General features: G+C 52.7%; 19 protein-coding genes and 2 tRNA genes. 10 read left to right on the top strand and 11 right to left on the bottom strand.

What is annotated here, in order from left to right:
- Positions 1–39 precede the first annotated feature (39 nt).
- Both asd and rsgA read right to left on the bottom strand, forming a co-directional pair.
- Positions 40–993 carry an archaetidylserine decarboxylase gene (gene asd, locus K6K13_RS05035; protein WP_222159804.1) on the bottom strand — a complete coding sequence of 318 codons (954 nt, stop codon included), beginning with the start codon at positions 991–993 and terminating at the stop codon, positions 40–42.
- A gap of 69 nt (positions 994–1,062) precedes the next feature.
- Entirely contained in the window at positions 1,063–2,118 is a 1,056-nt protein-coding gene (rsgA, locus tag K6K13_RS05040) for a small ribosomal subunit biogenesis GTPase RsgA (protein ID WP_222159805.1), read from the bottom strand.
- 130 nt (positions 2,119–2,248) lie between these two features.
- Between rsgA and orn the strand changes: the two genes are divergently transcribed.
- The 4 genes from orn (at position 2,249) to K6K13_RS05060 (ending at position 3,832) form a co-directional block, all read left to right on the top strand.
- Positions 2,249–2,809 carry an oligoribonuclease gene (gene orn, locus K6K13_RS05045; RefSeq protein ID WP_222159806.1) on the top strand — a complete coding sequence of 187 codons (561 nt, stop codon included), beginning with the start codon at positions 2,249–2,251 and terminating at the stop codon, positions 2,807–2,809.
- Positions 2,810–2,972: 163 nt separating this feature from the next.
- Positions 2,973–3,048, top strand: a tRNA-Gly gene (locus K6K13_RS05050).
- A 79-nt stretch (positions 3,049–3,127) separates the two neighbouring features.
- A tRNA-Gly gene (locus K6K13_RS05055) sits at positions 3,128–3,203 on the top strand.
- Between the two features lie 86 nt (positions 3,204–3,289).
- Positions 3,290–3,832, top strand: a complete 543-nt coding sequence (locus K6K13_RS05060; protein ID WP_222159807.1) for an AAA family ATPase — start codon at positions 3,290–3,292, stop codon at positions 3,830–3,832.
- Between the two features lie 57 nt (positions 3,833–3,889).
- Here K6K13_RS05060 and K6K13_RS05065 read toward each other — a convergent pair whose 3' ends face one another.
- Complete coding sequence (locus tag K6K13_RS05065; protein ID WP_252120426.1) at positions 3,890–4,795, bottom strand: LysR family transcriptional regulator; 906 nt, start codon at positions 4,793–4,795, stop codon at positions 3,890–3,892.
- 110 nt (positions 4,796–4,905) lie between these two features.
- Here K6K13_RS05065 and blaCAR point away from each other — a divergent pair, with 110 nt between their 5' ends.
- The 3 genes from blaCAR to K6K13_RS05080 all read left to right on the top strand — a co-directional run bounded on the left by blaCAR (position 4,906) and on the right by K6K13_RS05080 (position 7,644).
- Entirely contained in the window at positions 4,906–5,901 is a 996-nt protein-coding gene (blaCAR, locus tag K6K13_RS05070) for a CAR family subclass B3 metallo-beta-lactamase (protein WP_222159808.1), read from the top strand.
- A 232-nt stretch (positions 5,902–6,133) separates the two neighbouring features.
- Positions 6,134–6,769 carry a YbhB/YbcL family Raf kinase inhibitor-like protein gene (locus K6K13_RS05075; protein WP_222159809.1) on the top strand — a complete coding sequence of 212 codons (636 nt, stop codon included), beginning with the start codon at positions 6,134–6,136 and terminating at the stop codon, positions 6,767–6,769.
- Positions 6,766–7,644, top strand: a complete 879-nt coding sequence (locus K6K13_RS05080) for a helix-turn-helix transcriptional regulator (protein WP_252120427.1) — start codon at positions 6,766–6,768, stop codon at positions 7,642–7,644. The genes K6K13_RS05075 and K6K13_RS05080 overlap by 4 nt, the downstream gene beginning before the upstream one ends.
- A gap of 39 nt (positions 7,645–7,683) precedes the next feature.
- On the opposite strand, the gene darE is transcribed toward K6K13_RS05080, so the two are convergent.
- The 8 genes from darE to K6K13_RS05120 form a co-directional block, all read right to left on the bottom strand.
- A complete protein-coding gene (darE, locus tag K6K13_RS05085) occupies positions 7,684–9,018 on the bottom strand; it encodes a darobactin maturation radical SAM/SPASM protein DarE (RefSeq protein WP_222159810.1) in 1,335 nt (444 codons plus the stop codon).
- A 19-nt stretch (positions 9,019–9,037) separates the two neighbouring features.
- Positions 9,038–9,697 carry an ATP-binding cassette domain-containing protein gene (locus tag K6K13_RS05090; RefSeq protein ID WP_222160970.1) on the bottom strand — a complete coding sequence of 220 codons (660 nt, stop codon included), beginning with the start codon at positions 9,695–9,697 and terminating at the stop codon, positions 9,038–9,040.
- A 1-nt stretch (position 9,698) separates the two neighbouring features.
- Positions 9,699–10,955, bottom strand: coding sequence for a darobactin export ABC transporter periplasmic adaptor subunit (gene darC / locus K6K13_RS05095; protein WP_222159811.1), 1,257 nt, complete (start codon positions 10,953–10,955; stop codon positions 9,699–9,701).
- A 6-nt stretch (positions 10,956–10,961) separates the two neighbouring features.
- Complete coding sequence (gene darB / locus K6K13_RS05100) at positions 10,962–13,202, bottom strand: darobactin export ABC transporter permease subunit (protein ID WP_222159812.1); 2,241 nt, start codon at positions 13,200–13,202, stop codon at positions 10,962–10,964.
- Between the two features lie 360 nt (positions 13,203–13,562).
- Complete coding sequence (locus K6K13_RS05105) at positions 13,563–13,871, bottom strand: hypothetical protein (protein ID WP_222159813.1); 309 nt, start codon at positions 13,869–13,871, stop codon at positions 13,563–13,565.
- Positions 13,872–14,058: 187 nt separating this feature from the next.
- Positions 14,059–16,785: an ankyrin repeat domain-containing protein gene (locus K6K13_RS05110; RefSeq protein WP_222159814.1), complete on the bottom strand. Its 2,727-nt coding sequence runs from the start codon at positions 16,783–16,785 to the stop codon at positions 14,059–14,061.
- 56 nt (positions 16,786–16,841) lie between these two features.
- The gene (locus K6K13_RS05115) at positions 16,842–17,396 is read right to left on the bottom strand and encodes an ankyrin repeat domain-containing protein (RefSeq protein ID WP_222159815.1); all 555 of its coding nucleotides are present in this window, start codon (positions 17,394–17,396) and stop codon (positions 16,842–16,844) included.
- A 72-nt stretch (positions 17,397–17,468) separates the two neighbouring features.
- Positions 17,469–18,485 (bottom strand): LacI family DNA-binding transcriptional regulator, encoded by a 1,017-nt coding sequence (locus K6K13_RS05120; protein WP_222159816.1) that lies wholly within the window; start codon positions 18,483–18,485, stop codon positions 17,469–17,471.
- Between the two features lie 226 nt (positions 18,486–18,711).
- On the opposite strand from K6K13_RS05120, the gene ascF reads away from it, so the two are divergent.
- The 3 genes from ascF to K6K13_RS05135 all read left to right on the top strand — a co-directional run bounded on the left by ascF (position 18,712) and on the right by K6K13_RS05135 (position 22,775).
- Entirely contained in the window at positions 18,712–20,163 is a 1,452-nt protein-coding gene (gene ascF / locus K6K13_RS05125; protein WP_222159817.1) for a PTS cellobiose/arbutin/salicin transporter subunit IIBC, read from the top strand.
- A gap of 29 nt (positions 20,164–20,192) precedes the next feature.
- On the top strand, positions 20,193–21,623 hold the full coding sequence (locus K6K13_RS05130; RefSeq protein WP_222159818.1) for a 6-phospho-beta-glucosidase: 1,431 nt from the start codon (positions 20,193–20,195) through the stop codon (positions 21,621–21,623).
- A 204-nt stretch (positions 21,624–21,827) separates the two neighbouring features.
- A complete protein-coding gene (locus tag K6K13_RS05135; RefSeq protein ID WP_222159819.1) occupies positions 21,828–22,775 on the top strand; it encodes a VirK/YbjX family protein in 948 nt (315 codons plus the stop codon).
- Positions 22,776–22,836: the final 61 nt, after the last annotated feature.

The following is a 22,836-nucleotide window of genomic DNA, read 5'->3' on the forward strand; positions in this document are numbered from 1 at the left end:
TCCCCCTCTCTCACGCAGGTTCGCTGGCATACAGGTTACTTAAGGCGTGTGGTGCATTGCGTCATCGCCATGGTCCGCCACATCCGGCACAGATTCTGCGGCAATGGGGGCTTCTTCTGCGGAGTCCACCCGTTTTGCTTCGGCAAAGGGCTCGCCCACACGGGTCACGCTCATAGGATTAAGGTGCGTGGCAAATTGCAGCGAGTCAGGTGCAAACAGGTTGATAACCGTAGAGCCCAGTTTGAAACGGCCCATTTCCTCGCCTTTTTGCAAGGCGATAGCACCTTGCTCATCCGCAGCCGGGTAGGTCCAACGTTTGATGATACCTTCACGCGGTGGCGTCACGGTGCCAGACCAGACAGTCTCAATGCTGCCGACAATGGTCGCACCCACCAGAATTTGCACCATCGGGCCAAAATCGGTATCGAACAGGCAGATAACGCGCTCGTTGCGGGCAAAAAGATTGGGCACGTTGTCAGCGGTAAACAGATTGACGGAAAACAGCTCGCCCGGCACATAGATCATTTCACGCAGCACGCCGTCACAGGGCATATGCACTCGGTGATAATCGCGCGGCGAGAGATAAGTGGTGGCGAACAGGCCATCGCGAAAGCGATCGGCCATCACGTAGTTGCCTGCCAGCAGCGCTTCCAGCGAGTAGTCGTGGCCTTTGGCCTGAATCAACTTGCCGTCGACAATGGTGCCCATTTGCGATAACACCCCATCAGCCGGTTGCACCACGCGGTGTGCATGGGGATCAATCGGACGCACGTCCGGACGTAGCGGGCGTACGAAAAAGTCATTGAAGGTCCGGTAGGCCGCGGTATCCGGGTGTTGTGCTTCCTGCATGTTCACCTTGTAATAGCGAACGAAAAGATCGATAACCCCTTTGGTCAGCCTGCCAGCCTGCTTGTCTGCACCCCAGCCTGCTAACCGCGTCAGTGCGATTTTCGGTAGCCAGTATTGTAAGGCGATTTTCAGTTTATCCAGCACAGTGAGCCCCTTAGGTTTTTATGCGCCCATCTAAAAAGGGGCGCATTGTAGCGATGGATGCGGTAAAAGTCAGCGGTCCGTATCAGAATCAGAGAAGGTTTTACGCGTTTTTACCTGCGCCATGCTCTCCAGAATACGGTGATAGTTATCGAAACGCTCTTCGGCTATGTCGCCACGCTCCACGGCAGCGCGTAGCGCGCAACCGGGATCGTTATCGTGGCGGCAATCGCGGAATTTACAGTTGCCAAGGTAAGGACGGAAATCGATAAAGCCCTGTGTGACCTGCTCTGGCTCCAGATGCCACAGACCAAATTCGCGCACGCCGGGGGAGTCAATCACATGGCCGCCGTGCGGGAAGTGATACAACCGGGCTGCGGTGGTGGTGTGTTGACCCAACCCGGACACATCGGACACGTCGTTGACCAGAATCTTGGCGGCGTCAGGATAGAGTAATGCGTTCAGCAGGCTGGATTTCCCCACCCCGGATTGACCGGCAAAAATGCTGATCCTGTCTGTTAGGGCGTGCTCCAACGTTTCCATTCCTTGCTGCGTGTGGCTTGATAACATGATGACGGGATAGTGCAGTGCCCGGTAGATATCCATCAGTTTATCGACAAACGCGCGGCGCTCATCATCCAGCAGGTCGATTTTGTTCAGCACAATCAGGGGGGCGACCTCCAGGGTTTCGCAGGCCACCAGATAGCGGTCAATGATGTTCAGTGACAGCTCGGGCAAAATTGCGGAAACGATCACCACCTGATCAATATTGGCGGCGATAGGTTTAACGCCGTCATAAAAATCCGGGCGAGTCAGCACCGACTCGCGCGGGTGCACTGCCTCAACGATACCGCTGATCCCAGCCTGCGTCTCTTTACCGGCACGCCACACCACGCGATCGCCGGTGACCAGTGATTTGATGGTACGACGAATATTACACCGGTGGATAATACCATCCTGGGCTTCCACATCCGCATGCATACCAAAACGGCTGATAATGATACCTTCTTGCGGCTCTTCCAACTGGTTGTCATCCCACTCGATTTTGCTTTCTCTGTGCTTGAGACGACGTTGGTGGTTCGCTGTAACTCGACGTTGCTGTCCTTTGGACAGTTTATTTTTGCTCACTGAGCCTCGCTTGAACTGTGGTTATCGCCCACAATGGCTGAAGAGACTATAATACACGCTATTTGATTTTAATTAACTGATGCCTGTTATTCCCGCTTCGCTGGGGATGGTTGGAAAAGGAAGTAAATGTATGTCCGTTGAAAATAGTCAGGTAAGTGACAAAAATCTTATTTGGATCGACCTGGAAATGACGGGGCTGGACCCAGAGCAGGATCGCATTATTGAAATCGCGACGCTGGTCACCGATGCCCAGCTTAATGTGTTGGCCGAGGGGCCGACAATCGCGGTACACCAATCCGATGCCCAGTTAGCGTTGATGGATGACTGGAACGTGCGTACCCACGGTGCCAGTGGCCTGACCGAGCGGGTTAAAGCCAGTGCTTATGATGAGCGTGCGGCTGAAGCAGAGACCATTGCTTTTTTGCAGCAGTGGGTACCTGCCGGGAAATCTCCGATTTGCGGTAACAGCATAGGTCAGGATCGCCGTTTCCTGTTCCGTTATATGCCTGCGCTTGAAGCCTATTTTCACTACCGCTATCTGGACGTCAGTACGCTGAAAGAGCTGGCGCGCCGTTGGAAACCCGAGATTATGGCTGGGCTGAAAAAACAGGGTACACATCAGGCGATGGACGACATTCGTGATTCTGTGGCAGAACTGGCCTACTACCGCGAGCATTTTATCCGTCTGTAGTCGTTATGGGCGTTTTTTTGCCCGACCGATGGCGAAATTGCTGTTTTTATCGGCAGTCAGTCATTTTTTCGCGGTAAGGGGCTTGCGGCGGCAACGATTTCTCGTATAATTCGCACCCCGTACCGCAGCAGAATTTGTGGTACGAGTGAAGATGGTTATTCCTGCGGGAATAGCTCAGTTGGTAGAGCACGACCTTGCCAAGGTCGGGGTCGCGAGTTCGAGTCTCGTTTCCCGCTCCAAACTTTCCAACGTAAAAGTTTAGGTAACCAGCTTCACGATCGGTTTTCACAGCAGCGCTGGCTGATGTGGCCTTCCTAAGCGGGAATAGCTCAGTTGGTAGAGCACGACCTTGCCAAGGTCGGGGTCGCGAGTTCGAGTCTCGTTTCCCGCTCCAAGTTTTTCTTCTGTTTCTCTCATTATTTTTATCTTCGGTTTTTCTTCATTATTTTCTTATATTTCATCATGCCGATGAGGCACGCTATGGATCGTTTCGTTATCCTTTCCGGGTGTTCAGGCGGTGGCAAAACCACGCTGCTGGCAGAGTTACACCAGCGTGGCTATACCGTTGTGGAGGAACCTGGTCAACGCCTTGTGCGTGAAGCAATGTCTTCGGGCGGTGATGCTGTGCCGTGGAAGAACATGGAAGCGTTTTTACGTCGGGCGATAACGCTTTCAGTGAATGACCATGCTCAGGCGAGAGGTCATGGTCAGTCATGGGTATTTTTTGATCGCGGAGTCATCGATGCGGCGACAGCACTTGAAGCAGTAACGGGTGAGCCGGTGCTTACTGCGCTCGCGTCACGCTATCGTTATCACTCACGCGTGTTCCTTGTTCCCCCTTGGCCTGAGATCTATCAGCAGAACAGCGAGCGGCGCCACAGTATGGATGCCGCTGTCGCTGAATTTGAGCGATTACAAGAGGTCTACCCGACATTGGGGTATAGGGTGTCACTGCTGCCCAAAGCCTGCGTGAGTACGCGCGCTGATGCGCTCTTAAACACGTTGAGGATAACCGGCCTTTAGTATCGGATTGTCGTGTCAGGGGGGCATCAGGTGCCGCCGCTATGACGGATCCTCCCCTCACTGCTTTTCCGACATGTCATCCACTAAAAAGTCCAACAGGGTCCGTGTGTTCGTCGGTAAGTATTTGCGTGAACTGTATAACGCATAAACACCCAATGTGGGCAACGTGTAGTCGGCAAATAAACGCACCAATGCACCGGAACGAAGATAGGCTTGCGTTGTAAACGCCGGTAAATGGACGATGCCATCGCCCGCCAATGCGGCATGCAGCAGCACCATACTGTCATTGGCGGCAAAATTCCCGCTCACCTCAACCGCATCAAACGTCGTTTTTGTGCCATTGGTCGAAGTGGGGCGAAAATGCCAGTTTTTGCCAAAGCGGGTATGGTTTAAGCAATTATGTTCACTCAGCGCTTCCGGCCGCTGGGGAACCCCCCTGCGTGCCAGGTAATCGGGAGCGGCACATACCACCGACGTACAGCGAGAAAGTTGCCGTGAGATAACTCCCGGCTCCAATTTATCGCCTACCTGGATGGCAAGATCGAGCCGTTGTTCCACCAGATTGACTGACTGGTCTTTCAGTACCATTTCAACGCAAACGCCAGGATGCAATGCTGCATAGCGTCTCATTGCCTCAGCCAGATAGGATTGACCAAATGAGAGGCTACTTGCTATGCGGATCAGGCCGTGCGGTTCAGTACGTTTACTGCCGATCACGGCCCCAATATCCTCATTCAACGCCAGAATCTGGCGGCAATAGGACAGAATTTCGCTGCCTGTGCCCGTCAGCCCCAAACTGCGACTGGTTCGTTGCAGGAGTCGAGTACCAAACGCTTTTTCCAGTGAGGCAATATAGCGTGTCGCCATGGCCCGAGAGATATCCAGTTTGTTCGCTGCGGCCGTAAGGCTTCCCAGATCAACCACATCAACAAAGACGCGCATGGCAATAAAGCGATCCATCATGGCGCTCCTAATGTACGGAATGTGCAACAATGGTTTGCAGTCTACCGTATTTATTCGTTCTGTTTGAGCAATTACAGTTTGCCCAACAACGTTAAATAAAGAGACGAAAAATGCACATTAAACGCCTGACGGCTTCCGCCCTCTGTATGTTGCTTGCCGGCACTGCCGGTGCTGCTCCATTGAATAGTGCGCCTTCTGTTCCATTAACCGGATGCGGTCCTTCATCAACCATTAACGCGTATTTCGACCAGTTCGGGAATAGTGGCAAGATGCCTACCGAACTCGGGCGTTGGCTGAATGATGCCAAGGCTCAAACGGTTGAGCCCTATCAGGCGTTTGATAACGTCTACTATGTGGGGCTTTGCTGGGTCTCGGCATGGCTTATCAAAACCAGCGATGGGGCAGTGCTTATTGATTCGTTATATGGCGAATTTACCGATCGACTCATTGAGAATATCAAGCACGTTGGCGTAGACCCGGCAGATATCAAAATGGTGTTGTTGACGCATGGACATTTCGATCATGTGGGGGGCTTCGCCAAACTGAAAAAGGTGTTAACCAATGCCCGTTTTGTGATGGCGGAGCAAGGGTGGAAAGAAGAGCAGGAGGATGCAAAAAAAACGCAGGGAAAACCCAATGCATGGGTAATGCCCGCTCCTGCGCCGAATGACTTGATTGTCAACGATGGCGAAGCGATTTCCATGGGCGACACGACTTTTTACGCCTACATCACTCCGGGCCATACATGGGGAACCACGTCTTATGTGATGGACGTGAAAGAAGATAAAAACACTTATCGCGCGATTACCATTGGCGGTTTGGGATTAAATGCCATCGATGGTCCGGAACAGGTTGAGGCTTACCTTCGTAGCGTCGATCGCATCAAGAGACTGGTGAATGATGCTCAACACCCCATCAGTGTGCACCTGACCGCGCATCCCTTCAGTAATGGGCTGATTGAAGCGAGCGAGCGGCTCAAAACGCGTCAGCCTGGTCAGGTAAACCCGCTTGTGGATGCTGAAAGCCTTCTCGAACAGTTGGATGCACTGCGTGCTGGGGCGGTGAAGCGATTGGAGCGGGAACGCGTTCAGATGGGCTCTCATTAACCGATGACGCTCATCTTTGGCGCGATCCTTTTCTCATTACGCCCTGTTAGTCGTGGAGGAATTAAGCAGATCCATTAAATAATAATCCGAAACCAATCATCTTGATTGGTTTCGGCAGTCTTTTGATTGGATAGGGCACCTCGGGGGCAACCAAATCCACTATTATGAACTTACTGCGCGCCGGTAGAGTGGCCGGGCCAACATTTCATTACTCCACAGGACGAGGTTTTCCATGCAACTCATCAGTCAAAGCTTTCAGGATGGTCAGGCGATACCGGGTGAATTCGCGTTTGCTGTGCCAGACCGTGCTGCACACGTTGCGCTGTCATCGAATCGTAACCCGCATCTCGCCTGGCGCGATGTTCCTCCGGGCACGCAATCTTTCGTGATTGTGTGTCACGATCCTGATGTGCCGAGCAAAGGCGATGATGTGAATCAGGAAGGTCGGGAAGTGCCAGCGTCCTTGCCGCGCGTCGATTTTTTCCACTGGTTACTGCTTGATGTTCCGCCCACCGTGACGGAGATTGCGGCGGGGGCTCATTCAAACGGCGTCACGCCGCGTGGAAAATCGGGCCCTGCCGCTCCCGGTGACAGCCGCCACGGTATTAATGATTACACGGCCTGGTTTGTCGGAGATGAGCAGATGAACGGCGACTATTACGGTTATGACGGCCCGTGCCCGCCGTGGAATGATGCGCTAGTGCATCACTATATTTTCACTGTTTATGCGCTGGCGGTTCCTGCGTTGGCTGTGAACGGACCGCTGGATGGGGCGAACGTGCGCGCGGCGCTGGCAACGGCACCGGTATTGGCGAAAGCCAGCCTGACCGGGCTTTACAGTTTGAATCCCGCGGTGCCTGTGGCGTGAACCACGTCGGGCAAGCGTTGACCGTGCCGGTGTTTCCGGTTGAGGGGGAGGCGCGCTGGCGGTTGCCCTCGTCCTCGCCCGTGGTGCGACATGGCTTGTGCGCACTGGCTCAGCCTTGCCTGCGACAACCGCAGCAAACTGCACGTTTCCAGTTTCATGAGGCAACCGTGTTACTGGTAGTCTCAGGGCAGATGCGTTTAGCGTTCGCGGGGCATGAGATCGTGGTCGATGCCACGCGGCCTGCGTTGGTGCTGGTCGACGCAGGCTCCTGTGTGGATATCGTGAAAACCCCGGGAGGGGCTGAGCGCTGTTTCCGTTCGGTTTTCATGACAATCGCGAGCGCGCTGTTGGAAAATTACTCGGCGACCTCTTCTCTTGTGGGAGGCGTTGAACGTACCGCTGCTGGGCCTGTTCAGGTGATGCCATTGGATGACGATATGGCATCAACGTTATGGCATCTGATTGAAAGCGTCGAGATTAGGCCCGTGAGCGATGAGCGGCTCACCTACCGGTTACTGGAATTGCTGAGCGCCCTGGCTGAGCGTGGTCATGTATTCTGCCCACCACGACACACTGACACGGTAGCGCGTTTGCACGCGCTGATGGGGCGTGCACCGCATCGTCACTGGACCGCACGCGAAGCAGGTCGAGAGTTGGCGATGAGCGAAGCCCCCCTACGCCGACGCCTTGCCGCAGAGCAAGAGCGCTTTGAAACGATCCTAAGTGATATTCGTATGCACCACGGCATGATGCTGTTGCAAACCACCGCCTGGAGCATTCCGCGTATTGCTGAAGCCTGTGGATACCAATCGCGGGCGCGCTTTTCAGAACGCTTTCGCACCCGTTTTGGCTGTTTGCCTTCCGCTATTCGCTGAGGGCGTTATGATTATGTGAAACCCTAAAGTGAGAGCGGATTATCCCCCGTTGCTGGGGGTAGCACGACGTTCTTTATTCAGGCAGCCTTCGATGGTTTCCAACAGTTTACCCGTACCGCAGCAATTATCCTGATAACCCGCCACGTGTCGGCGATTAATCACACGATCGTGTGGGCATCCCCCATGACAGAGGGAAAACCAACGACACTGACGCATTTTATTGAAGGCTTCCTGCTCCTCACGCTTTGCCGCCTGGTTATGTGCCGAATAGGCCAATAGTTCTGCCAAATCCGTTTTCATCAACGAGCCGTAATGACTACCCGCATCGCCTACATATTTGTCGCACGGTGAAACGTCTCCATTGGGTTCGAGGGTAATGACCTCCTGGGAACAGTTTTCTGACCAATAGCAGGCGGCCAGTCGAGTGCCAGGGTTGTTGATGGCTCGAATAAAATCGCTGAATTGTGGAATATGTAAAACAGCCTGATATTCATCCCACCAAAGCATGAATGCCCGATTTAGAAACGCGATAAACTCGGCATAAGTGATGTAATTTCCGTCGACCTTTCCGCCGGCAGGGATGCGATTATCAGGAACAATATTGAGAAATTCGATGTCATTGAGACCTATCTTATCGAAATAATCGAACATTTCTCGGAGGTCCGTTTGATAGACATGGCGGTCAACAACGATGAGTGCCCCGTAGGGGATAGCATGTTGTTTAAGCCTTGTGCGTCCCTCAGCGACGCGTTGCGCTGTTCCTCGACCTCGGTAATCGACGCGACGTGAGTCATGCACGGCAGGAATGCCGTCCAGACTAATACCAACATGCATTCCGATCCCTTTAATAAAGGTTAACCATTCATCCGAGATATTTACCGCGTTTGATTGCATTGAGTTGGTAATATGCTGTTCTGGCTGTTTGAATTGTTGCTGTAGCCAGAGTAGCTTTTGAAAAAAAACAGGTTTAAGTAGCGTCACCTCGCCACCGTGCCACACGAATTCAAAGCGTTTAATGTTGGGGATCGCTAATATTTTACGAATAGTTCGAACCAGGATATCAAACCGCATCGTTTGGTTTGGCCCCTCTGCCCAGGAGTGGCAATACGTGCAACGCAAGTTACACAGTCGAGTGGCTTTCAATACCACCACCAACTTTTTGGCTGCCACGGGTTGGGCGGTGACGGCTTGCTGTTGCTCGGCGTGGAAAATATGCAACTCTTCGGTGCTGAGTAAGGCGTGTGCTGGAATTTTGCCAATCAGATAGGCGCTCATCTGTCGGTAGTCTTGCGTAGCGATTTTTTCGAGATCGTTGGTGCTCAGTGCTGATGTTATATCGGTATCAATCTGAACAATGGGTATGATTTCATTCATGATTTCTCTCCTTTCTATGTCATGTGAGATAACCGTCCTTCATCATTAAGTGTCGTTTGGCATACTCTGATGCCTCGGGGGAATGCGTAACCATGACAACGGTGGTACCGGCCTGATTAATGTCTTCCAGCTGCTGCAATACGGTTTTGCTGTTACTACTGTCTAGATTGCCCGTCGGTTCATCGGCCAAAATCAAGGTTGGCCGCGAAATCATGGCGCGAGCGATGGCAACCCGCTGCTGCTGACCGCCTGAAAGCTGGGCGGGGTAGTGAGCGCTTCTGCCGGATAATCCAAACTGTTCAAGGGGTTGTTTTACGCGAGCTTTTCGTTCAGATTGGGGGACATTGCGGTACTTGAGCGGGAGCTCGATATTTTCATAGACCGACATAAAATCGATCAGATTGAATGACTGAAATATGTAGCCGAGCAGTTGGCGACGCAGCGCTATTTTTTGGCTATGGCGCATTGGTGTAATGTCGTGCTGTGCCAGTTGCAATCGACCGGCATCAAGCGTTTCGAACATGCCGAGTACGTTGAGCAGCGTGGTTTTTCCCGAACCTGATGGCCCCATAATGGAGACAAATTCCCCCGCTGCTATCTGAAGGTTGATGTCACGCAGCGCCAGCGTTTTCACGGTTCGAGTGGTGTAAAATTTTTCTGCGCTTTCCAGTTGGATCATCTTATTCAAACTCGATAATGTTGGATTTTTCAACGTTGCCGCCTGTAAGCACCACAACCTGTTGCCCGACAGACAGCCCATTTAGGACTTCCGATTGCGTTTCCCCCTGACGTTTAATCACCACGGGTGTTTTAACCGCGCGATGATGTTTTTCATCATATCGGTACACCCACGCCTCATCGGTTTCGAAAAAGACTGCTTTCGTGGGAATGAGTAATGCATCTGACTGGGTTCCGAGTAAAACACGCAGATCGAGGGATTGGCCGCGTTTCAACGAGAGTTGTTGTGGTCGAGCGAGTGTTAATTTGGCAAGGAACTTACCGTTTTCCACCACGGAAGAGACAGAGGCAATGATCAGTGGGATATCCATGCCCGCATAGTGTGCCGTGACACGATCGTGTGGCCGGATTTTATCCAGATAATATTTGCTAAATGAGGCTTCAAAATAGTAGGAATGCGGATTGTCTACGTTGGCAACTTTTTCGCCGGGTTTAATTTGTTGGCCAATCTTGATTGTCAGCGGTGACAGGATGCCGTCAATCGGGGCGGTAATAACCAGCTTGTCCAGACCACTCTCAATTAAACGGGTCAAGGTGTCCAGATGCTTTACCGAGGCTGCGATGTCAGCAAGCTCGCTCGGTAGCATACTGTCTTGTCGTTCCTGATACGTCGTTAAAATCGCGTAGCGCGTTTTCCAATGCGCCAATTCATCCAGCAGTTGTTCATAGGTGGCTTTTTCCAGAATGCCGCGCTCGTATAATGTCTTTTTACGCGCGGCTTCTTTATCGATTTTCTCCAGATGAAAACGTGAATCTTGCCGTGCCAGACGCGTATCGAGATCATCCTTCTCGAGTGATCTGCGCATATTGCGCAGGTTGTTGGTCTGTTCAGTCACATCGGCAATACGCGAGGTGACCTGCAAAACGAAGTCGTCGTTCGACAATCGGGCAATGACATCTCCCTTTTTAACATCGTTGGCTGCACTCTGGCGTACCTCAATGACCGTCCCGCCGCGTTCAGAGGCGATTATCACGCTTTCATTCGGGATCGCCACCGCCCGTGTTACCAGCGTATCGGTAAATGTGCCACGCTGGGCAACGTGCACTGTCACCTGAGTAAACGGCATGTGCGTTACTTTTTCTGCGGTGGCCAGCTTAATAAGCCACAGGCACAGCAGTCCGAACATCACCAGTGCCAGGCCGGCTATCCGTTTGGCAACGCGATGTTCAGTGGATTTCGGATCTAATTGAATGTCCATAGCGGCTTACCCTCGCCTGAACCACGGGCGAGCTACCCTGCCATCGTGCAGCACCAGTGACAGTGCCATAATGGCTACCGCCATCAGTCCCAGCAACAGCAGTGCCGCAAACGCATTCACATACACCAGTCCGGCAACGGTGTCATACTGCTGTAGCCAGCGCCTTAACAGTAAACCTCCCAGGGCCAGTGACGCCAGTAAAGAGAACAACATGGGCAGCACATGTTGTTGCAGGAAAAACACCGTGTTTGTCGCAAGAGACCCCCCCACCGCTTCCATGATTTTCAGTGTGCTGTCTAACCGCTGAGCGTCTGACAGGCTGGTCACCAAGGTGCTGATAACCATTAATATCAACGCCAAACTCGCGGTGAAGGTAATGACGTTGAGCATCTGAGAATCGTTATGAAAATGACGGTTATGAAGCTCCTGTACCGTTTGCAGCGCTAAGTCAGGCGGACCATGACGTTTAATCTGTGCGGCAATAGAGGCCTCCTGTTGATCGTTCGAATACGCGACGGTCGCGAATTTTTCCAGGCGGTCATTGATAAAGATGATCAAAGGTTGGGGCGGCGAGAGGTGTTCTCCAAGATCGATATTCTCCACTACCCGTAACACCCGAAGGGTTTTTTGTCCTTCCGGCAGTGGAATGTAATAGCGGGTATTCAGCACTTCATCGACGGTTTTCTGCCCCATGGCATCCATGAAGGCGCGGGTGACGATAGCGTGGCATACGCCATCATCCGTGCTGGCCCTCAGCGTATTCTCTTGGCCTGCCACTGTTTTTAATCCCCAGACCTCCGCAAAGTAGTGGTCGGCAGAGAGAGTATTGATAAGGGTAAATTGGTCTTGTACCTGTTGTTGCGCGTGCTGCACAGTGAGGATGTGGCGCGACATGTCAAACGGTTGCCAACTGCTCAAACTGAAAGCCGACGTGCCTGCGGTTTCCTGAAGCCGATGTTGTAATTCGCGCACGCTACTGAGTGTATAAAACCCTTCATCAAGCGCGAATGTCAGGCGGTGCGCTTTCTGGTAACCCACCTCTGCATGCATCGCCCTGTGGTGTTGCGTCATCACACCGGCCCACAGATAAACGGTCGTACCGGCGACCAGGAGTTGCACCACCATTACCATGCGGTTGAAGTAATAAACCCGCTGCTTTTCGTAGCGATGTGGGGTCTGTGAAGCGCTGTTGCCAAACAAGAAAAAAGAGAGGCTCAGCAGGTGCGAGAGTAACATCATCAAGCCAATGAACAGAGTGACACCCAAAAATACCGTCAGCAGGCGCGTCATCGGCTGGCGGAGGAGCAATTCGCTCACGTCCGCCGACAGAGGGATCAGGGCGCAAAGCAGTAAGGTCGCCAACGTTACCGTTGTCAGGAACTGTGGTAAGAATACGCTCAGTGATTCTGCCAGCATTTGCGCAGTTGAAGCCCCGAGACTGCGCTTGATATGCAGGCTGGGGCGTCTGGCAGCATTGAGAATACCGTTGATGTTGAAAAAATTGACCGCGGTGGTGAACAGAACAAACAGTGCGGCGGTGTACAGCGTATGAAGCAATGACTTTTCACGCGTCTTGACGAATTCATCGGCATAGCCATCGCTATAGTGCATATCAAGGATATTTTTGGCGCTGAACGTCAGAAACGAGGACGGTGTAAAAGGTGCTCCGGGTATCTGTGGCGCATCATTGGCGACGATGCTAGCCAGCAGTTGTTGATCAAAATGCGGGTGCGCAGGGGGGAGGCGAGCGAAGGCATAGACATGGCTATCATACCAGTCCAGCCGTTTATCGGGGTATCCGGCTATCCGCTCTGGCGTGAAGGCGATCGTGGCGGGTAGGAGCAGACTGCTGTCAGGGTGAGGTTCCACGATAGCCTTGATGGTGAACTGACCGCTTTCCCCTAAATCCACTATTTTGCCAAGTGGGTCATCCAATCCAAGATAGTGGCGATTAAAATCGGCTGTGATGTAGATGTCATGGGGGCCGGGGGCTGGTAAATCTTCACGAAAAGGGTGCAGTTGTTCCATGAATGTTGGAGTGACGGCAAAGATTGGCACGCGAGGAATAATGCTGCCTTGACGACGCAGGCGCGTCGATAATCGGTAGGCGTATCCAACATTTTCGATGTTGGGTTGTTTTTGCAATGCTTCCACCAGCGGAAATGGGACCTGCGCTGAGCGAACAATATTGCCATTAGGGAGGTTAAATTGGCTTTCAATGCGATATAGACGCTGATGTTCCGGCAATCACCGTTCAATATCACGTTCTGTAATATAGAGCATAACGATAAGAAATGTCGTCACCAAACTCATGGCCGTAATAATAATGGCTAACAGTGCCGCTGCTGGTTTTTGCTTTATATCGTTGGTGAATGCATTTAAGATCATCGGCAACGGATTCCAGCGTAAAATTGATGTGTTAAGGTATTGGTGTATGGAAAATAATGCACGCTAAGTGAGCGTTAAAGCGTTATTCGGCCTGTTTATTATTTCAATTACTGAATCGTGTGTGCCCAGAAAAATGAATGAACCTCATCCGTGAGGTTCACGTTATAACCCCAAGAGGGTATTCAACTATTTTACCGTAAAGCGTAAAGCATCAGCGTATTATTGTGGTTTGTAGTTGAATCCTTTCGACCAATTCCACGCAAGTGCCAAGGGGGAAATAGTTAATTGTAATATATCATTGACGTGTGTCGTCGAGATATCAGGGATTATTCCTTTTACACTTTTGCTTAACGCCATTAAATTTTCATGTAACTGTATGGATGGCGTTATTGCTCTTTCATCAGCGATTGCATGCATAAAAACTCCGGTTTTTTCATACGGCATGATTAAAGTGGATATGACAAATTGCATATCACCACAGTGTGCAATCACCACTTTAAAGTTGATTTGGTTTTCGTCAACTCCCATTGGTTTTATTTTAGGCTTTATTGATGTGTTGTTTTGTTTTTTGATTGGCTGTGCGTTATTTTAAATGTATCTTTAATTGTGAATATATAATATTTCGATAATAATTATAAATAATGTTCCCATCGGCAATATCAGCGCACATAAGCGCTGATATTGCCGTTATTTTATTATCTGTTAACCGTTGACGTCACGATAACCGCTGCCCAGCCGCACCGAACCCGTGAGTGGTTGCCGTCATCATGCTCATCAGCGAGACGCAATCGGTTAGAGTGCGGCGTGAGGCGATCATCAGCGGGGTTTCCCCGGCGGCATTGGCCCGATTAGGGTCAGCCCCCGCGGTGAGCAGGCTGGTAACCATCTGGATGACCTCATCCTCTTCGACCTCGTCTTCATCGAAAAATAACGCGGTATGCAGTGGCGTATTCTCACCGTCATCTGGCGCATTGACGTCAAACCCTTGCTCACAGCAGAGTGTCACGATGGCCTGATGCCCCAGATAGCAGGCATAGTGCAGCGGCGTGATACGCCGATCGTTAGCCTGATAGGTAACCTCTCCATGTAGCAGCGCCGTTCTGAACTGGGCTTCCGCAGTATCGCTATGACGCCGCAGGCAGATGGCGTGCAGCAGGTTGTCGCCGTTATTGGCGCACTGGTGACGGATTTGTGACGTGGATTGGCGTGCCCACAGCAGGTCGAAATAAGGTGCGGCGCAATATTGTGCCGCCAACATCAACGGCGTTCGACCACGTTTATCAGGCTGCTGCGCGTCGGCGCCACGCTCCAGCAACAGGTGGACAATCGATTCCCGGTTGGCGCGTAGTGCAAAGATCAACGGTGTATCGCCATCCTCATCGGCGGCATGGATATCCGCACCATGATCGAGCAGGCGTTTGACGATCTCGCCTTTGAGTTGCGGATCGAAGCTGTGCTCTGCTTCCGTCTCTTCGTCATCGGGGTAGGTGTCATAACTGTAGGCGCGGATTATCGCCTCATGCAACGCGGTACGCCCTTGTGCATTCGCCTGACGGGTGTCAACGCCGTGTGCTAACAGTGCCTCTAGTCCGGCGAGGCTCCCGTACCCGGCGGCGCACATCAACGGATAGTCACCATCGGGATCGATCCAGTGGCAGTCGGCTCCGGCCGCTAGCAGTAGTTCTACGGTTTCACGGCGCGAGATTTTATCGACCCACCCCCAATTGCTCAGGGCGCGATGCAAGGCGGCGGAATTATCGAACCCACCGACGGCATTGGGGTTTGCGCCACGATCGAGGAAGTAACGCACCAACGGCGTTTGGCATTTGGACACTGCCATCAGCAGCGGCGTCGCCTCGGTGCCGCTTCTCGCTTCAAGGTCCAGCAGCCCACGTCGTTCCAGCTCATCAAAGTACGGGGTCACGGTCGATTCCGGTCTGCCGCTCAGACGGGTGCAGGCAAAATGGACAAACTGCTCCTGCTTGATACAGGTGCGGCGAGCCGGATCGGCACCGTGATCCAGCAGCAGGGTAAAGATGTCGAAGTACTCCTGCATAATGGCCCACTCTGGCGCGCTGTTTTCTAACCGCGTCACCCCGTTGCGGTGATCGAACTCAGGCGTGAAGCGGCGTGTCGCGGTACAGTTGGGGTCGGCACCCGCGGCCAGCAGCATGTTGCACACGGCATACGCGTATTCCGGTGTAATCTTATCGCTGTCACCACTCACATGATCCATCGAGTAGATCAGTAGCGGTTGTTCAGCATAAACGATGCTATTGTTCTTGATCTTCCTACCGATAATGCGATTCGGATCGTTGCCGACGATCAGTCGTTTGACGGTTTCCAGCGCCACGCGGGAACCGATGGCGCACAGTAGCGGATCGCCTGAGATCTCACTGGTGAGATCGAGGGGTTCTGGCAGGCTATCGAGCAGCGGACTGATATCCTCTCCGGCTTTGGCATAGTTCAAGTGATAGGCGATCATATTGCCGTTGAAATGTTCGTCGTTGATCTCCGCATTCAGCGGCCAACCGATATCCAACAAGGTGCGAGCCAATGGAATAAAATACTCTGCATCGTACAACGCGACACATGCCGCAAGCGTGTGGGTGGTGCTCAGTGGCGCGTAGTCATACGAGTTATAATTAAACGGCTCTGCGAGGGGCAAGGACTGCCCTTTGCTGCGGTAGATACCCTGTAAACGGCGCAGCACGGCGGATACTTTGCTTAGGCGCATCCGTTCTCCGTGGGGGTTCTGGGTAAAAAGGTACGAGAACACTGTACCCTGTTTACAATCGATCCAGGTGAGGTTAGCGCCGCGTGTTGCCAGTAAATTGGCGGTCTCCATGTGACCGAACCACACCGCCAGATAAAACGCTGACAGACCATGACATTCAATGGCTGCACCGCGCTCCAGCAACCAGGGCAGCAGAGCCTGACTGTGTTCCACGTCGTCGGGCCAACCGACCACGGTGTGCAGGGCGCTGATCTCGAAATGGGACCAGGCACCCGACGTATTAATGTCAGCGCCTTTGTCCAGCAGGGTGCCCAACAGGGCGAGTTTTTCATCCCGCTGAAGACCGGTTGCGGTAACGATATCGATAAATAGGGTGTTGATATCGGGGGCATCATGCGGCAATTCGTCAATGATCTGCCGGATGGTTCGCGAATCATGGATTAGGATACTGAGGGGAAGCTCATACCCTTGGCTTTGGTTCAACTCGAAAATCAGTTTTACCTGCTTGGGCCGGAAGTTTTTGCTGGTGAGATAATTGATGATTTCCCCTTTCTCATCAGCAGGAATGCTGATCCCGGCTTGCAGCAGCCGGATAAAACCGGCGAAATGCCCGCGTTTGAGCGCTTCCAGCCCGATACTGGCATAATGGCAACTGTCCAAGTCCAGGTCGTGTTGCAGCCCGTCTTTTTCCAACGCATCCAGCACGCTGGTGAAGGTCGTAATGCTGAGTTTGTCCTGAGTGTTGTACAGCGTTCCGTTGGTCAGCGCGCAATAGAGCGGTGTTGCCCACGGCTGTTCTGCCCGGTTGACGTCAGCGCCCAGGCGAATAAGCCAACGCAGACGCAGGGTATCATGGTGATTTCTTCCTGACTCAGGTAGTAGGCCAGCACCGTTTTACCGCTGGCCAGGGTATCGATCGTGTTCAGATCCAACCCCTGTTGCAGAAAGAACGCGACGTGTTTCTCTTTCAGATCTTTACGTCGCACCATATGGTGCAGCAGCGGTAAGCCATCGATATAGTCCGGCAGGAAGATTCCGGAATCGAGAAACGCTTCAATCAGCGGCAAACAGAGGGAATTGACGACCTCATTTATCGCGGGGAGGTGTCTGCCCTGTTCACCGATCACGGGTTCGCTCCCCTGCGACAGCAGGTAGCGTGCAATCGTTGCTTCGCGGTAGGTGACGGCATAGTGCAGCGGCGCATAGCCGTGCTCATCAGGTTGATTGCAGTTGGCAGCGTCGATACGCTGCTGAATCTTTCTGAGGCTGCCTGATTTGATCAGGTCGCCGAGGGTCTTGGGGCGGCTGAAAAACATCGATTTGATTTCGCGTATCCTTACGTAGCCGTATGATATCACGACATCGTTGACACCGCATCGGTGAAAAAACTAGCGATAAAACGGTCCCGTCGTCACCGAATTGCGCAGGATCAGTGAGGCCGGATAGGCCTTGCGTTGGCGCAACGTGCCACCATCCAGCATGGACAGCAGTCGGTTGATAATCTCTTGAATCATCTCACCCAACGGCATTTTTACGCTGGAGAGCGAAGGGATGGTAAATGCTGCCGTGGGTAAGTCATCAAAACCAATTACTGACACCTGCTCGGGTACACCAATACCGCGCGTATAGAGTTGTTTGAGCGCGCCGATGGCCATGTCGTCATTGCTGGCGACTAACGCAGAGAAGCTGACCTGATGGTCGAGCAGGGTGTTGACGGCCTCAACACCATTGGTGAGTGCCCACTTACCAAGAACGATACGGCGTTCATCCACGGGAATTGCGTGCTGTTCCAGTGCGGCTTTGTAGCCTGCGAGGCGTTCCATGCCGGTGGGCGAATCCAGCGCGCCGGTGATGAAGGCAATTTCACGATGCCCTTGCTCGATCAAGTGGTTGACGGCATTGCGGCTGGATTCATGCTGATCGGAGTAGATGCAGTAACTGTCATTCACCCGTAACCGACGGTTCAGCACCATGATGGGCTGTTTATGCTGGCTGATGATCTGATCCATCTCATCAATGGTGAGAAAACGCGGATAGATGATGATGGCATCGCAGCGTAAATCGATCAGGAATTGAATCGCGGCGCGCTCTTCTTCAGCGCTGTGTTTACCATCCACCAGCAGCAGCTGGCGGCCGTGCGCCTCGGTCATTTTTGCCGCTTGAAACAACAACTCGCTGAAGTAAGTGCCGTGATACAGGGTATTGGTGATCACCAACCCAATGGTTTGTGATTTTTGCGCGGCGAGGTTACGCGCCAACAGATTCGGGCGATAGCCGCTCTCTTCTATCGCTTTGAATACACGATCTTTTGTTTCCTGACTGACGTAACCATTACCTGATAACACGCGCGATACCGTCGATTTGGCGACCCCGGCCTTCTTTGCCACCTCAAGAATGGTTGTCATGTACTGTTATCCGCTAAATAGTCATCTTGCGACAGTCTACCCATTTTGCCGTTGCTTTTCAGTAGCTTCGTTGAAGTGGTCATGCTAACGACAGGTGATCGTTATCACGAAAAGGAAAATTAATGGTTTTCCTCTCTTGTTTGGCGCTGTGAAACGTTTCATGATTTTGTGGAACCGGTTCCCTATGGCGATTTTTTCCGCACCGACACCAAGAGATAACCCACTTATGTCCAAGAATTATGAAACTGTCTCTCGCGCTATTGTGGATGCGCTGGGGGGACTGGAAAACATTGAAGCGGTGACGCATTGCATGACGCGTTTGCGCTTCGTGGTAAAAGATAAAACGCAGGTAGACAACCCGACACTCAAAGCCATCAGCGGCGTGATGGGCGTGGTAAACACGGAAACGCAGTGTCAGGTCATTATTGGCAACAACGTGGCGAAAGCCTATCAGGAAGTGTTGAAACTCGGCCCGGCGGGTGCTGCGGGTACGCTGCCCGATGCCAAACGGAAAATCACCTTAAAAAGCATTGGTGCAGGCATTCTGGACGCGCTGATTGGCACCATGTCGCCGCTGATCCCAGCGATTATCGGCGGCTCGATGGTGAAACTGCTGGCGATGATCCTCGACATGTTCGGCGTGTTCGAGAAGGGCTCCTCAACGCTCGTAATCCTGAATGTGATCGGCGACGGTGCGTTCTTCTTCCTGCCTATCATGGTGGCGGCCTCGGCGGCACTTAAATTCAAAACCAACATGTCGCTGGCTATCGCCATTGCGGGCGTGCTGGTGCATCCCAACTTTATCGATCTGATGGCAAAAGCGGCGCAAGGGCAGGTGGTCGAGCTGGCGTTTATCCCTGTCACGGCGGTGAAATATACCTACACGGTTATCCCGGCGCTGTGCATGACCTGGATCTTGTCGTACATCGAAAAGGGCATCGATCGCATTACGCCGGCAGTGACGAAAAACTTCCTGAAACCGATGCTGATCGTGCTGGTTTCTGCGCCGATTGCCATTGTGATTATTGGCCCGTTGGGCATCTGGATCGGTAGTGGCATCTCTTCCATCGTTTACACCATCCACGGCTATCTGGGCTGGTTATCGGTGGCGATCATGGGGGCGCTGTGGCCGCTGTTGGTAATGACCGGTATGCACCGCGTATTTACCCCGACCATCATTCAAACCATTGCGGAAACCGGTAAAGAGGGCATGGTAATGCCCTCAGAAATCGGTGCCAACCTGTCGCTCGGTGGCTCCTCGCTGGCGGTGGCGTTCCGTACCAAAAACCGCGAGTTGCGTCAGACGGCGTTGGCGGCAGCGGCATCCGCGATTGTGGCTGGGATCTCTGAACCGGCGTTGTACGGCGTGGCGGTGCGGTTGAAACGTCCGCTGATTGCCAGCCTGATCAGCGGTTTTATTTGCGGCGCGGTAGCCGGCATTGGCGGCCTTGCCAGCCACTCCATGGCGTCGCCGGGGTTATTTACCAGCGTGCAGTTTTTCGATCCGGCTAACCCGATGAGCATTGTGTGGGTAGTGGCGGTGATGATTTTGGCGGTGGTGTTGTCGTTTGTACTGACACTTATCCTCGGCTTTGAGGATATTCCTGAAGCCGAAGAGGAATCGCAGCCAACCAAAGCCAAAACAAGCGAACCCGTGCAGGCTACCAGCGTCAGTTAATTGATTTTGTTACAAGAAGAAGGTGATGCATGTCAGCAGCGACATTTCCAGACGGATTTTTATGGGGGGGCGCCCTGGCGGCAAACCAGTCAGAAGGCGCTTATCGGGAAGGTGGCAAAGGGCTGACCACCGTGGATATGATCCCGCACGGTCCCGCCCGTTTGCCGGTAAAGCTGGGGCAAGAGAAGCGTTTTACGCTGCGTGACGACGAGTTCTATCCCAGCCATCAGGCGATCGATTTCTATCATCGCTACAAAGAAGACATCGCGTTGATGGCCGAGATGGGGTTTAGCGTGTTCCGCACCTCGATCGCCTGGAGTCGTCTCTACCCGAAGGGCGATGAACTGACGCCGAATCCGGAAGGGATCGCCTTTTATCATGCGGTGTTCAGTGAATGCCGCAAATACGGTATCGAACCACTGGTGACGCTGTGCCATTTCGATGTACCGATGCATCTGGTCACTGAGTATGGCTCATGGCGCAACCGCAAGATGGTGGAGTTTTTCACCCGCTATGCGCGCACCTGCTTTGAAGCGTTCGACGGACTGGTGAAATACTGGCTGACGTTCAACGAGATCAATATCCTGCTGCACAGCCCATTCTCCGGTGCCGGTCTGGTGTTTGAACCGGGTGAAAATCAGGATCAGGTGAAGTATCAGGCTACGCACCATGAGCTGATTGCCAGTGCGCTGGCGACCCGGATCGCGCACGAGGTGAATCCTGACAATCAGGTGGGCTGCATGCTGGCGGGTGGAAACTTTTATCCATGGTCTTGTAAGCCAGAAGATGTGTGGGCGGCACTGGAAAAAGATCGGGAAAACCTGTTCTTTATCGATGTGCAGGCGCGCGGGGCTTACCCGTCCTATTCTGCGCGGGTGTTCCGTGAGAAAGGCGTCCATATCGAGATGCAGGATGGCGATGCGGAAATCCTGAAAAATACCGTCGATTTTGTCTCTTTCAGTTACTACGCCTCACGCTGTGCCTCGGCGGAGATGAATGAACACAACAGCAGCGCAGCCAATATCGTTAAATCCCTTACCAACCCACATATTACCCGTAGTGAATGGGGCTGGGGCATCGATCCACTCGGCCTGCGTATCACCATGAACATGATGTACGACCGTTACCAGAAGCCGCTCTTTTTGGTGGAAAACGGTCTGGGTGCACGCGATGAGATCAATGCCAACGGTGAGATCGACGATGATTACCGCATCAGCTATTTACGTGAACACATCCGCGCCATGGGCGATGCGATCGATGACGGTATCCCGGTCATCGGTTACACCACTTGGGGTTGCATCGATCTGGTCGCGGCATCGACCGGTGAAATGAGCAAACGCTACGGTTTTGTGTATGTCGATCGTGACGATCTTGGCAACGGCACGTTGGAGCGGCGCAAGAAAAAATCCTTTGCCTGGTACCAGAAAGTGATCGCCAGCAACGGCCAGGATCTGGATTAACCGAGAAACGCTATCATTGGTATATCGCATCAGATTCTGTAAAAAGGCCGATCCCGACGTTAACCGTTTCGGGATTGGCTTTTTAATAAACCAATAATAAACAAAGCTGGGGTTGGGTTGCTTCCTGAAAGATGATTGCATAACGGTTTAGTCAACGGCTGATAGAGATAGGGGTCTGTTTCCGAATCAATATTGTTATCTCTTATGGCACTTGCAACCTTTGATGAAATATCATCCCCGATGAGCCGCTGGCAGTTACTGAGCCATCTGCTGCGCGGGGATATTCACCCTGATGAGAAGAGCGTTTGGCTAAAGCCCGCCTACCGTCTTAAATTTCTGGCGCGCTCGCTCCTTCACCCTGTTTTGACGCTGAACTGGCTGCACTATATTGCCAGTCACCCGCAGCGGGCGCAGATGTTGTATGCCCAAATGGCGCTGCCCGATAAACTTCAACGGCCGTACCTCTCCAGCCATTTTTCTGCGCGCGACGCCTTGGCTGCACTTTGTTATCACTATGATGCCGTGGCTTGTGCCAATCCAAGGTTACGTCGCCTGATGTTGACACCTGGCGGTATACCGATCGCCAATTTTCAGGGCAAAAGTGGTGCGGCTTATGCGTTGCTATTGGGGTCCCACTCCTCACTGGATAAAGAGGGAGAGATAACGCTTCAGTTCTGTTCTGAGGGGATGCCGCTGGCGCGAATGACCATGACCGTAGTGCAGTTCGAAGGACAAAGCGCGTTATTTATCGGCGGATTACAAGGGCCGACGCGGCACTTGCAACAGCAGAAGGCGCGCATCTCGCAGGTGACGCGTGACTGCCATGGATTGTTCCCTAAACGGCTGGTGCTGGAAACGGCCTGTGTACTGGGCGAATTGTTAGGGATTGAGCGCATGATAGCTGTGGGAAATCATACCCATGTTTATCAGAATTGGCGCTACTGGCGTAAAAAGAAAACCAGTTTTCATGCCGATTATGAAAGCTTTTGGCTCTCCGTCGGGGGGCAATTGCGACCCGATGGCGTGTGTCAGTTGCCGCTGAGTATTGCACGCAAAAGTCTCGACGACGTTGCTAGTAAAAAACGGGCAGAGTATCAGCGCGCCAACGGCGTGTTGGCGGAGATCCATCAACAGCTACACGCCTTGAAATGAGATCTTGATGCCTGCCCGGCATGAGAACAGCGCGGTTGAGTACGGTGATCATTGCGGCCGG

Origin of the sequence: Symbiopectobacterium purcellii (assembly GCF_019797845.1) — a bacterium.
GTDB classification, from domain to species: domain Bacteria; phylum Pseudomonadota; class Gammaproteobacteria; order Enterobacterales; family Enterobacteriaceae; genus Symbiopectobacterium; species Symbiopectobacterium purcellii.